At 64.8% G+C, this 12,611-nt stretch carries 10 protein-coding genes; 7 read left to right on the top strand and 3 right to left on the bottom strand.

All coding sequences use genetic code 11. From position 1 onward, the window contains the following. Positions 1-42 precede the first annotated feature (42 nt). Together A6V37_RS03860 and ftrA are read right to left on the bottom strand one after the other, a co-directional pair. Positions 43-729 carry an SOS response-associated peptidase gene (locus A6V37_RS03860; protein WP_064264882.1) on the bottom strand — a complete coding sequence of 229 codons (687 nt, stop codon included), beginning with the start codon at positions 727-729 and terminating at the stop codon, positions 43-45. A gap of 97 nt (positions 730-826) precedes the next feature. Then, the gene (ftrA, locus tag A6V37_RS03855; protein ID WP_064265036.1) at positions 827-1,813 is read right to left on the bottom strand and encodes a transcriptional regulator FtrA; all 987 of its coding nucleotides are present in this window, start codon (positions 1,811-1,813) and stop codon (positions 827-829) included. Positions 1,814-1,902: 89 nt separating this feature from the next. Between ftrA and A6V37_RS03850 the strand changes: the two genes are divergently transcribed. The 5 genes from A6V37_RS03850 to A6V37_RS03830 all read left to right on the top strand — a co-directional run bounded on the left by A6V37_RS03850 (position 1,903) and on the right by A6V37_RS03830 (position 7,474). Beyond that, a complete protein-coding gene (locus A6V37_RS03850) occupies positions 1,903-2,307 on the top strand; it encodes a rhodanese-like domain-containing protein (RefSeq protein ID WP_064264881.1) in 405 nt (134 codons plus the stop codon). 169 nt (positions 2,308-2,476) lie between these two features. Then, complete coding sequence (locus A6V37_RS03845; RefSeq protein ID WP_064264880.1) at positions 2,477-2,989, top strand: sigma-70 family RNA polymerase sigma factor; 513 nt, start codon at positions 2,477-2,479, stop codon at positions 2,987-2,989. A 12-nt stretch (positions 2,990-3,001) separates the two neighbouring features. Further along, positions 3,002-3,991 (top strand): FecR domain-containing protein, encoded by a 990-nt coding sequence (locus A6V37_RS03840; RefSeq protein ID WP_064264879.1) that lies wholly within the window; start codon positions 3,002-3,004, stop codon positions 3,989-3,991. Positions 3,992-4,179: 188 nt separating this feature from the next. Continuing rightward, positions 4,180-6,633 (top strand): TonB-dependent siderophore receptor, encoded by a 2,454-nt coding sequence (locus A6V37_RS03835; RefSeq protein ID WP_064285789.1) that lies wholly within the window; start codon positions 4,180-4,182, stop codon positions 6,631-6,633. 61 nt (positions 6,634-6,694) lie between these two features. After that, the gene (locus A6V37_RS03830; RefSeq protein ID WP_064285788.1) at positions 6,695-7,474 is read left to right on the top strand and encodes a hypothetical protein; all 780 of its coding nucleotides are present in this window, start codon (positions 6,695-6,697) and stop codon (positions 7,472-7,474) included. Between the two features lie 15 nt (positions 7,475-7,489). Here the strand turns inward: A6V37_RS03830 and A6V37_RS03825 are convergent, their stop codons facing one another. Further along, positions 7,490-7,777: a DUF4148 domain-containing protein gene (locus A6V37_RS03825; protein WP_064264876.1), complete on the bottom strand. Its 288-nt coding sequence runs from the start codon at positions 7,775-7,777 to the stop codon at positions 7,490-7,492. 301 nt (positions 7,778-8,078) lie between these two features. Between A6V37_RS03825 and A6V37_RS03820 the strand changes: the two genes are divergently transcribed. Both A6V37_RS03820 and A6V37_RS03815 read left to right on the top strand, forming a co-directional pair. Further along, positions 8,079-11,318, top strand: a complete 3,240-nt coding sequence (locus tag A6V37_RS03820) for an efflux RND transporter permease subunit (RefSeq protein WP_064285787.1) — start codon at positions 8,079-8,081, stop codon at positions 11,316-11,318. Positions 11,319-11,337: 19 nt separating this feature from the next. Next, on the top strand, positions 11,338-12,597 hold the full coding sequence (locus tag A6V37_RS03815; RefSeq protein WP_064285786.1) for an efflux RND transporter periplasmic adaptor subunit: 1,260 nt from the start codon (positions 11,338-11,340) through the stop codon (positions 12,595-12,597). The last annotated feature ends 14 nt before the right edge of the window (positions 12,598-12,611 follow it).

The raw sequence follows: 12,611 nt of genomic DNA, 5'->3' as shown, positions 1-12,611 counted from the left end.
GGTGCGGTGAACGCCCGCCTCCTCTGGTTTGGTCTTGTATGCCTATTCCTGTATCGGCTCGACGAGGTCCGGCCCATCCGGACCGGGCCGGTTAACCTTGCGTGACACAGGAAACCAGATGAACGCCTCAGGCGGCTGCGCCTTTGTTTCCGCAAGTTGAACCGCACGTTCCGCAGACGTTTCAGGATTCAGGTACTCGCGAGCGACATCTGCCGAGAACACGACTGGCCGCCGGTCGTGGACGTCCACCAGACCGGCGCCCGCCTCCGCTGTCACGATCACGAAACCGTCGAATTCCCGTGGCTCCCTGTCCGGGAGAACATTTGTCAGACCGGCGACATACAGCGGTTCGCCGCTTTTCGCTTGAATGGCATAGGGCTGCTTGCCGTTGCTCTCGGTCTTCCATTCATACCAGTAGTCGGCCGGCACGAGGATGCGCCCGTTTTTCCACATCGCCGCCCATGCCGAACTCCCCGCTTTTTCGAGCTTGGCATTGACCATCTGCGGAATGCCCTTTGCGACGGCCCATGCGGGTCGATAGCCCCAATGCACCAGTCTGACGATGCCGTCGGGATAGATAACGGGCTGCCGGCTACCCGGCGCGGCATTCCAGCTTGGGGTATCAGCGGGCGGCGCGTCGTTCAGGAGCGGCCAGCGATTGTCGCGGTCGCTTGCAAGGGGAATCAGGTAGTCGATCCCGTACCGGGCTCGAGCGTAACGGCCGCACATGGGTGCACTCCTGGTGTCGGGTAGTGCCGGTCAAATGCCCTGCATGGATGATCCTACCACCCGGCGCTTGCCGTCGGCGTCGCGCCTTTTCGGTCTTTCATGCGTCGGTCTGGACAAACTGCCGGCGGTACTCCGCCGGGCTGACACCGACTTTCCTGCGAAAGTGATGACGCATGGTGGTCGCTGTTCCGAGGCCCGCGCGCGTCGCGATCTGCTCGATCGAAAGTTTTGAACTCTCCAGGAGTTCACGGGCGACATCCAGGCGCGTGCGAGTTATCCATTCCGCCGGCGTCAGGCCAGTCGTTGCCTGAAAGCGGCGCAGGAACGTCCGCTCGCTCATCGCGGCCAACCGGGCGAGATCGACGATCCGCATCGGCTGATCGATCCGGGCCCGCATTGAATCCAGCAACGGTGACAGCGATCCGGCATCACGCCTGTTGACCGGCGTTTCCACAAACTGCGCCTGTCCGCCGTCACGGTGAGGAGATATGACCAGCCTGCGCGCCACCTGATTGGCGCGCGCGGGCCCGAAATCGCGTCGAACGAGATGCAGACAAAGATCCAGGCCGGCCGCACTCCCCGCCGATGTCAGGATCTGGCCTTCGTCGACATAAAGCACGTCCGGGTCCACTTGAATCAGCGGGTAACGGCGTCGCAAGGCTTCGGCGTATCGCCAATGGGTCGTCGCGCGCTTGCCGTCTAGCAGACCGGTTGCCGCCAGCACGAATGCGCCTGAGCAGATGGATAGCAGACGTGCGCCGCGGCTGTGTGCTTCGCGCAGCGACTCGATGACCCGCGTCGGAACGGGATCGTCGGGACTTCGCCATCCCGGGATGATGATCGTGCCCGCCGTGACCAGCCGATCCGCGGCGCCGTCGCTCTCGATGGTCAGGCCATACTGGCTCTTCACCTTCTTTCGGTCGACTGAACAGCTTTCGAAGCGGTACCAGTGCGGCTCGAACTCCGGCCGGGGCAAGCCGAACACTTCCGCCGCACAGGAAAATTCAAATACGCACAGGCCGTCGTAAACCAACGCGGCCACGAGCGGATTGAAGGCTGCGGACTGCTTGACTCGCTTTGGCATGATTTGATCGTTAAACGGCGATTTCGCCAATTGTGCACGCCGGGCCCTGTTGAAACAATAGTGACCGTCAGCCACCCAGGAGATACACCATGTCCAACGCGGTAACCCTCGTTCCAGCCGCACCGTCGGAGCTTGCCATTCAGCACTTCGAGTCGGAACTCATGTTCGAAACCGATTGCTGGGATACGCATGACGCCATGCGCAGTCCCGAACCCGGATTCATCCTGCTGGACGTTCGGAGTCCTGCCATGTTTGCCAGGGGACACGTTCCCGGTGCAATCAATCTTCCGCGAGGGAAGATTGTCGCGTCCCGCATGGGCGCTTACCCAAGCGACACGTTTTTCGTTACGTACTGCGCCGGCCCGCATTGCAACGGTGCCGCGCGTGCCGCTGCGCAACTGGCGCGGCTGGGATTTCCGGTGAAGATCATGGCAGGCGGGATAACCGGCTGGATCGATGAAGGTTTCGAGTTGGAGTCGGATGACGTTGCCTGAGCGGCGTCATCCCAACACCTTAGGTCTGTGCGGCTCCCCCACCGGGCGCCGCACAAGACGCACAACCTGACAAAACCCCACTCCCACCTTACAAATTGCCGTGATATGATGCGAATCATTCTCATTTACAAAGACGCCACATCAACCGGTCTGGCGCACACGGCAAGCCATGTCGGCAAACCCTTCGACTCTGCATCACGAGATGCAGGCGCTCTACAGCGATCATCACGGCTGGCTTCACGCCTGGCTGCGCAAGAAGATCGGCTGCACGCATCGCGCCGCCGACCTCGCGCACGACACGTTTCTGCGCCTGCTTGCCCGTGACGAGCCGCTCGTCTTGCACGAACCGCGGGCCTTCCTGACCACGGTCGCGCAACGTGTGATGGCCAATCACTGGCGCCGCGAGCAGATCGAACGCGCGTATCGGGAGGCATTGGCCCACGTGCCGGAACAGTTCGCACCGTCACCGGAGGAGCGCGCGCTGCTGCTCGAAGCACTGTGCGAGATCGACAGCTTGCTGGAGCGCCTGCCGGTGGCCGTCAAGCGTGCGTTCCTGCTCGCCCAGCTGGACGGTTTGAGCCACGCCGACATCGCCGAGCAACTGAAAATTTCCATTGCCACGGTAAAGCGCCACCTGGTGCGCGCCGGCGCGCAGTGTTTCTTCGCGTTGAGCGTGGCGTGACGCGCGTGCCGCATGAACGCTAGCGTGCGCCCCGACATTCCGCGGCACATCGCCATGCGCGCCGTCGAGTGGTGGATGGAGCTGCAATCCGGCCGGGACATGCGCGCGCAACAGATAGCGCTCGCGCAGTGGCGCGCCGAGCATCCCGATCACGAACGCGCCTGGCAGCATATCTGCCATGTCGGCGGCCGTTTCCGCGGTCTCGCCGACGCCACCGGCGACCATCATGGCCCGGCCGCCGCACGCGCTGCACTCACGCACGCTGGCACGGCTCGGCGCCGTTCCAGCGTCAAGGCCCTCGCGACGCTTCTGCTCACCGGTGGCGCGGCATGGATGGCGAGTGAACACGTGCCGTGGCGCGCATGGAATGCCGATGTACACACCGCGCTTGGCGAACGCCGCACGCTCACTCTCGCGGACGGCACGCGCATCACGTTGAACACAGACACCGCAATCGACGTGCGCTTTACCGCGACCCAACGGCGCTTGCGTCTCGTCAGCGGCGAAATCATGGTCACGACCGGACATGCGGGCGGCGAGCAGCGGCCATTCATCGTCGAGACCGCGCAAGGCAATCTGCAGCCGCTCGGCACGCGCTTCGCGGTCAGACAGCAAAGCATGCTGTGCCGTCTCGACGTATTCGAAGGCGCGGTCCGGATCGAACCAGCCGACGCACCCGGTCTCGCACCGATCGTGCGTGCCGGGCAGCGCGTCCGCTTCACGCGCGCCGTCGTCGGCGCGCCGAAGTCGATCAGCGAAAACGAGGCGGCGTGGACCGACGGCCTGATCGTTGCGAGCGGCATGCGGCTCGGCGATTTCGTCAGCGAACTCGGGCGCTATCGCGCGGGGCACCTGAGCTGCGAGGAGGCCGTGGCCGGTCTGCGCCTGTCGGGCACCTTCCCGCTCGTGGATACCGGCCGCGTGCTCGACACCGTTGCCCGCACCTTGCCCGTCGAGGTCGTATTCATCACGCGCTACTGGGTCACCGTGCGCGCGGCTTGAGACTCACGGGCACCGCTCTCGCGTCACCCGCGCAAAAAATTCAAAGAACTGTGAGCTGTTTTCGAATCTCGCGTGACAAGGGAGATGAGAGCAACACATCGTCTATCTTCCTGCGAGCTTTGAACATGGGACAGTATCGAAAGACCGGCGCCGGCCGAGGCAGGCGCGGCAGTCGTGGCGCGTTACGCATGCGGCCGCCGGCCCGCTTCGCACGGCAACTCGCAACGGCTGCGCTGCTTTCGACCGGGCTGCCGTTCAACGCGACGCTCGCGGCCGAACCCACCGCCAATGCTCCGGCAGCGAACGGAGCACCGCAGCGCAGGAGCTACGACATTCCGGCCGGACCGCTGGAAGGCGCGCTCAATCGCTTCGGCCGTGAGACCGGACTGCTGCTGTCGTTCCCGGCCGCGCTGACGGCGGGGCGCACGAGCGAAGGCCTGCATGGCGATTACGCCGTACCGCAAGCGCTCGAGCACCTGCTGCGCGGCACGGGACTCGGCGCGGTGCAACAGCCCAACGGTGGTTTTACGCTCGTCGAACATGCCCCCTCAGCGGCGAACGATAGCCCGGACAACCCGGGCACCACCCTCCCCGCCGTGGCCGTCACCTCGCAACTGGTGAAAGCCGGCAGCTACCGGCCGCCCGCCGAAGCCAACGTGACGCGCTCGGACACGCCCGTGCTCGATACGGCACAAGCCGTCAACGTGGTGCCCGCGCAAGTGCTGCGCGACCAGCGTCCGCGCAATCTCGACGAAGCGCTCGCGAACGTGAGCGGCATTGTGCAAGGCAATACGCTCGCGGGCACGCAGGACACGCTGCTCAAGCGCGGCTTCGGCGGCAATCGCGACGGCTCGATCATGCACAACGGCATGCCGCTCGTGCAGGGACGCGGCCTGAACGCGGCGGCCGACAGCGTCGAGGTGCTCAAGGGGCCAACTTCGCTGCTGTACGGGATCATGGACCCCGGCGGCGTCGTCAACGTGGTGAGCAAGCAGCCCCTGCTCACGCCCTATCACGCGATCTCCGTACTCGGTTCGACCTACGGCCACGGCCGCAACGGCGCGGGCGCGACGCTCGACACGACAGGCCCGATCGGCGGTTCGGGCCTCGCCTACCGGCTGATCGTGGACGAAGCCGAAGACCAGTACTGGCGCAACTTCGGCGAGCATCGCGAGACGCTCGTGGCGCCGTCGCTCGCATGGTACGGGCGCGATACGCAGGTGGTCGCGTCGTATGAATATCGCAACTTCATGTATCCGTTCGATCGTGGCACCGCGCTCGATCCGAAGACCAACAAGCCGCTTGCGATCTCGAGCCGCGAACGTCTGGACGAGCCCTTCAACGAGATGGACGGCGAATCGCATCTTGCACAGCTCAGCGTCGATCATCAGATCAACGCAGACTGGAAGGCGCATGCCGGCTACAGCTACAACCGCGAAACCTATGACGCGAACCAGCTGCGCGTGCAGGGCATCAACAGCACCACGGGCGCCGTGTCGCGCAGCAACGACGCGACCCACGGTGCGCTGAGCACGGACAGCTATGCGATTGCCTATGTGGACGGTCATTTCGACATCGGCGGATTGCGCAACGATCTCCAAGTTGGCGTCGACGATGAATACCGGCGCATCTATCGCCGCGACCTGCTGCGCCAGGCCACGAAATACCCCTTCAACTATTTCAATCCGATCTACGGACGGGAAAGCCCGGCGACCACGGTGTCGGCGAGCGACAGCGATCAGACCGACACGCTGCACGACCGGTCGATCTTCGTCCAGGACAGCCTGCATCTCACCGACAAGTGGATTCTGATCGGCGGCGCACGCTTTCTGAGCTACAACCAGATCGCGGGCAAGGGCCGGCCGTTCGTCGTCAACACGGATATCAACGGCAACAAGTGGCTGCCGCGCGCGGGCGTGGTGTACAAGTGGACCGACACGGTGTCGCTGTATGGCAGCTACACGCAGTCGCTCAAGCCGACCTCGACCATCGCGCCGCTTTCGTCGGGCGTCGTGATCGACTCGTCGGTGCAGCCTGAGGAAGCTACCTCCTGGGAGTTAGGCGCGAAAATGGCGATGCCAGGCGGCCTGACCGGCACGCTGGCGCTCTTCAATATCGACAAGAAAAACGTGCTGGTGCAGCAGTACAACGACACGACCAAGCAGACCGACTGGCGCACCGCCGGCCGCGCGCGATCGCGCGGCGTGGAGCTCGATGTGGCCGGACAGATCGGCCAGCACTGGAGCGTGATCGCGAGCTACGCCTACCTCGACGCGAAGACCACCGAAGATCCGCTCTATGCGGGCAACCGGCTCTGGAATGCGCCGAACCAGACGGCTTCGCTCGCGGCGGTCTATGACTTCGGCGCGATCCTCGGCGGCGACCAGTTGCGCGTGGGCGCGGGCGCACATTACGTCGGCGCGCGGCCGGGCGACTCGGCCAATAGCTTCACGCTGCCTTCGTATACGGTCGCGAACGCCTTCGCCACCTACGACACGAAGCTCGGCAACCGCCATCTATCGTTCCAACTCAACGTGAAGAATCTGTTCAATACAACTTACTACCCGTCGAGCGTCAACAAGTATTTTGTCTCGGTCGGCGACGCACGCCAGGTGTCGCTGCTTTCCACGCTCGAGTTCTGAGCCACGAGAACCGTGCGCAACAACTGCGCGTTCGATCGATCAACCTGGAATGGGACATGCCATGAAGCTTCTGAAGTGCCGCACCGAGCCCGGCCTTGCGTTCACCCGCCAACGCCGCCGCTTGCTTACCGTTGCCGCTGCGGGCCTCGGCGTCTTGCTCACCGTCACGCCACCAGCCGCACGGGCAGCGTCGCGCGGAAGACCCGGTGCGGGCAAAGCCGTTGTGATGGTCATTCAACTGAATGGCCCAAACCTCGCCGTCGATCAGAAGATCGCCGCACACCTCGGCGCACGCGGTTACAGCGTGCGCCTGATCGATCAGGCCGCGCCGCCCGAAGCGGCAGGCGATGCGGATCTGGTGATGATCTCGTCGACGGTATCGTCCAAACAGGTGGCGAGCGGCTGGCGCTATCTGGCCAAGCCACTGCTGACCTGGGAAAACGATCTGCTCGACGACTTCGCGATGACGGGCAAGCGGCACGACGTCGATTTCGGCGAGGCGGACAAGGAGCGCTACCTGTGGCTCGTCAATGCGCCTCACCCGATCGCGGCGGGCTTGCCGGCGGGCGTGACGAACGTCTACGGCAAACAGGCCGCGGTGAGCTGGGGCAAGCCCGGCCTCGGCGCGGCAATCATCGCCACTCTCTACGGTCAGCCGGAGAAAGCGGCGATTTTCGCGTACGAGAAAGGCGCGACGATGGACTATGAGTCACTGGCGCCGGCACGCCGAGTGATGTTTTTCCTGAACAACGACACGTTCGGCAACCTCTCGCCGGCCGGGACGAGCCTGTTCGATGCGGCGCTGGACTGGGCCGTCGACGCCGCATCCTCGCACAGCTGAGGTCCGCTGAGCGGATCAATTGGCAGCCGAAGCCGGATTCGCCACCGGCACGCCGGCTGTGCTGACCGCGCTGGCGCCGTCCGTGTGATGCTGGATCGCATAAATCTCCCGGTTACGCGCGATCTCGGCATCCGAGGGCGGATAGTCGCTCTTGGACGTCGGCACCAGCCCTTCGGCCTGGGCCTGCTGCAACTGCTGGATCACTTCGGCGTGCGTGAGCCCCGACGAGGTGGTTTGCGCGAAGGCATTCGCGCCGAACGTCAAACTGAGTGCGGTAATGGCAAAGGCGGTAAACAGTTTCATGATGTCTCTCCGGTAATGTGCAAGAAATGAGTGGGCTGAACAACGCTTCCCATTCTTGTCATTTCACCTGTCCGGGTACTGACCCGAAGATTACGGTTTTGTTATCCAGCCCTCGCCTCGTCCAACTCCCCGCGTTCCACCGCCCGTTCGCACCGCCATTCAGATGACAAAACGGTAATCTAGCCGTCCGCAGCCCGTAAGCGCCTCCCCGCCACACTCCTGACTCAAGAAGCACGCGTCACGCATTCCGGCCACGCCGGACCGACGCCCGCCTCCACCCGCCTCTCATCAGGAAATCGTCATGTGGATCGTCAAGCTCGCGCTGCGCCGCCCCTATACCTTCGTGGTCCTCTCCGTGCTGATCTTTATCGTCGGTCCGCTCGCCATCTTGCGCACGCCGACCGATATCTTTCCGAACATCGATATCCCGGTGGTCAGCATCGTCTGGACGTATAACGGCTTTTCCGCGCAGGACATGGCCAATCGCATCACGTCCAACTACGAGCGCGCGCTGACCTCCGACGTCGACGATATCGAGCACATCGAATCGCAATCGCTAAACGGCGTCTCGGTGGTGAAGATCTTTTTTCATCCGGGCGCCGATATCAATCGCGCGATCGCCGAGGCCGCCTCCAACTCCGCGTCGATCCTGCGCGTGCTGCCGCCGGGCACGCTGCCGCCGAACATCATCACGTATAACGCCTCGACGGTGCCGATCCTGCAGCTCGGCCTGTCCAGCGACACGCTCTCCGAACAGCAGCTCTACGACCTCGGCAACAGCCAGATCCGCACGCAGCTGGCGACGGTGCAAGGCGCCTCGGTGCCGCTGCCGTTCGGCGGCAAGGTGCGGCAGATCATGGTCGATATCGATCCGGCCGCGTTGCAGGCCAAAGGCCTCGCGCCGCTCGACGTGGTCAACGCCGTCAATGCACAGAACCTGATCCTGCCGGGCGGCACCGCGAAGATCGGCACGAAGGAATACAACGTGCAGATGAACGGCAGCACCGACACCGTGGCCGCGCTCAACAATCTGCCGATCAAAACCTCGGCCGGCGGCGTGGTGTATGTGCGCGACGTGGCCCACGTGCGCGACGGCTACGCGCCGCAGACCAACATCGTGCGCAGCGACGGCAAACGCGCCGCGCTGCTCACGGTGGAAAAATCCGGCAGCACCTCGACGCTCACCATCATCCAGCAGGTCAAGGCGATGCTGCCGCATATCGCGGCCGGTCTGCCGAGCGCGCTGCATATCACGGCGCTCTCGGATCAATCGGTGTTCGTGAAGTCAGCGGTTGCGGGCGTGGCGCGCGAAGCGGTGATCGCCGCCGCCCTCACCGCGCTGATGATCCTGCTGTTTCTCGGCAGCTGGCGCGCCACGCTGATCATCGCGGTGTCGATTCCGCTCGCCGTGCTGACCTCGCTGATCGCGTTGTCCGCGCTCGGGCAGACCATCAACATCATGACGCTCGGCGGCCTCGCGCTTGCCGTGGGCATATTGGTGGACGACGCCACGGTCGCCATTGAAAACATCACGCACCATCTGGAGAACGGCGAGCCGCTGCACGACGCGATCCTGAACGGCTCGGGTGAAATCGCGGTGCCGACCTTCGTCTCCACGTTGTCGATCTGTATCGTGTTCGTGCCGATGTTCCTGCTCTCCGGTGTCGCGCGTTATCTGTTCGTTCCGCTCGCCGAAGCGGTGGTGTTCGCGATGATCGCGTCGTACTTCTTTTCGCGCACGCTGGTGCCGACGCTCGCGATGTACCTGATGCGCGCACGCAGCAACGCGCCGGTGACCGGCAACGGGCCGATTGCGCGTCTGGTCCGCTTTCAGGCCGGCTTTGAACATCGTTTCGAACTGCTGCGCGCCCGTTATCGTGGTGTGCTCGGTGCGGCGATCGCGAGCCCGCGCCGCTTCGTCGCGATCTTCCTGCTGCTGTGCATCGGCTCGCTCGCGCTGGTGCCCTTCGCGGGCCGCGATTTCTTCCCCGCCGTCGATACCGGCGAAATCCGCCTGCATCTGCGCGCGCCGACCGGCACGCGTATCGAAGACACCGCGCGCATCACCGACGAAGTTGAAGCGCGGGTGCGCGACGTGATTCCGAAACAGGAACTGGCGGCCATGCTCGACAACATCGGCGTGCCGGTGAGCGGCATCAATCTGACTTACGACTCATCCGACCCGATCGGCCCGGAAGACGCCGAAGTGATGATCACGCTCGCGCCGAAGCACCGCCCTACCGCGCAATACGTGGCGACGCTGCGCACTACGCTCGCCAAGGATTTCCCCGGCGTGACGTTTGCGTTCCTGCCGGCCGACATCGTCAGCCAGATTCTCAACTTCGGCTTGCCCGCGCCGATCGATATCCAGATTGTCGGCAATAAGCTCGACGCCAACCGCGCCGTGGCGAACCGCCTGCTCGAGCAGCTGCGCGGCGTGCGCGGCCTTGTCGACGCACGGATCCAGCAGCCCGGCGACGCTCCCGCGATCAACGTCAACGTCGACCGCACGCGGGCGATTCAGGCCGGCCTGTTGCAGCGCGACGTGTCGCAGAATCTCCTGACCGCCTTGTCGGGCAGCTCGCAGACTTCGCCGAACTTCTGGCTGGATCCGAAAAACGGCGTGAGCTATCCGCTCGTGGCGATGATGCCGCAGTACGACATCAACTCGCTGCAGTCGCTCGCCAACATTCCGGTCGCACCGAGCGGCGGCGCCAATGCCGCGGGCACGTCGGGCCCGGCCATTCCAGGCGCCCCGGCGCCGCAGAACCTGCTCGGCGCGCTGAGCACGCTGAACCGCGGCACGCAGCAAGCGGTCGTCTCGCACTACAACGTGCAGCCGGTGCTCGATATTTTCGCGTCCGCACAGGGCCGCGATCTCGGCGGCGTGGCTACGGACGTGACGCGGCTCGTCGACCAGATCCGGCCGCAACTGCCGCCGGGCGCGTCGATCGTCGTGCGCGGCCAGGTGCAGGCCATGCACGATTCGTTCAGCGGCCTCGCGAGCGGGCTCGTATTCGCCATCGCGCTCGTCTATCTGCTGATGGTCGTCAACTTCCAGTCGTGGCTCGATCCTTTCATCATCATCAGCGGCTTGCCGGGCTCGCTCGCCGGTATCGCGTGGATGCTGTTCAGCACCGGCACGAGCCTGAGCGTGCCGGCGCTCACCGGCACCATTCTGTGTATCGGCATCGCCACGGCCAACAGCATTCTGGTCATCAACACCGCGCGTGAATTCCACCACGGCGGCAAGCCGCCGCTGCAGGCCGCGCTCGAAGCCGGGTTCAGCCGCTTCCGTCCCGTGCTGATGACCGCGCTCGCCATGCTGATCGGCATGCTGCCGATGGCGCTCGGCCTCGGCGACGGCGGCGAACAGAACGCGCCGCTCGGCCGCGCCGTGATCGGCGGCCTCGCGCTCGGCACCGTGTCGACGCTGTTGTTCGTCCCCGTGGTCTACGGGATGGTGCATGCGTGGCTGGACAAACGCCGCGCGGCCCGCGCTGATAAACACGAATCCGGCCTTCCGGCCCGCACCCTTTGATTACGACGAGACCCTGTCCATGAACGATTCATCACTTCCGCCGGAGCTGGACGAGCGGACCGCCGAGGCGGCCGGATCCACCACGCAATCCAGTGCTCAACCCGGTACCGAGCCCGGCACCCAGGCACCGCGCCGCCGGCTCTGGCCGTTCGCGCTGGCCGGACTCGCCGCGGCGTTGCTGATCGTCGGCATCGTGCCGCGTCTGCATGCCAGCGCCGCACTGACTCAGCAAACGCAGGCGCAAAGCATGGTCAGCGTGTCAGTCGTCACGCCGCGCGCCGCGCCGACCTCCAACGAACTGCTGCTGCCCGGCGCCGTCACGCCATTCGCGGATGCCTCGATCTACGCGCGCACGAGCGGCTATCTGGCGCACTGGAACACCGACATTGGCACCGAGGTCAAGAGCGGCCAGACCCTCGCGACGATCGAGGCGCCGGACCTCGACGCGCAACTGCGCCAGGCCCGCGCCGACGAAGCCACCGCGCAAGCCAACTTCGACTACGCGAAGACCACCTCGGACCGCTGGCAGGCGATGCTGAAAACGCAGTCCGTCGCGCAGCAGGACGCCGACACCAAAGTCAGCGACATGGAGGCGCGCCGCGCGATGCTCGCATCGGCGCAGGCCAATGTCGCGCGTCTCGCAGAACTGGTCTCGTACGAGAAGATCACCGCGCCGTTCGACGGCGTGATCACCGCGCGCAACGTCGACGTCGGTGCGCTGGTCACGGCGGGCGGCACGCCGGGCACCGCGGGCATGACGGGCGAGCTGTTCCACATCCAGCAGACCGCCGAGCTGCGGGTCTTTGTCGACGTGCCGCAGAACGAGGCGCCGTACGTCACGCCGGACACCCAGGTGTATCTCACGGCGCAACAGTATCCGGGCCGCCATATCGCCGCGAAGGTCGCGCGCAGCACCGGCTCGATCGATCCGTCTAGCCGTACGCTGCGCGTCGAGGTGGATGTCGACAACAAGGATCACGCGCTGCTGCCCGGTGCTTACGTGCAGGTGCATCTGCAGTTGCAATCGGCCACGCCAGCGCTCGATCTGCCCGTCAGCGCCCTGCTGTTCCGGCCGGACGGTGTGACGGTCGCCGTAGTCGACAGCCAGGGCCGCGCGCAGTTGAAGACCGTGCATATCGGGCGCGATTTCGGCACGCACGTGGAGATCACCACGGGCCTCGCCGCCACCGACCGCGTGATCGACAACCCCGGCGATTCGCTGAGCTCCGGTCAGATGGTGCAGATCGCGCCCGCCACGCACAGCCAAGTGCGCCGTTAAAAGGAGGATCCGGC

This window comes from Paraburkholderia ginsengiterrae (assembly GCF_001645125.1).
Classification (GTDB): Bacteria; Pseudomonadota; Gammaproteobacteria; order Burkholderiales; family Burkholderiaceae; genus Paraburkholderia; species Paraburkholderia ginsengiterrae.
This window is presented reverse-complemented; position numbering and strand designations above follow the sequence as displayed.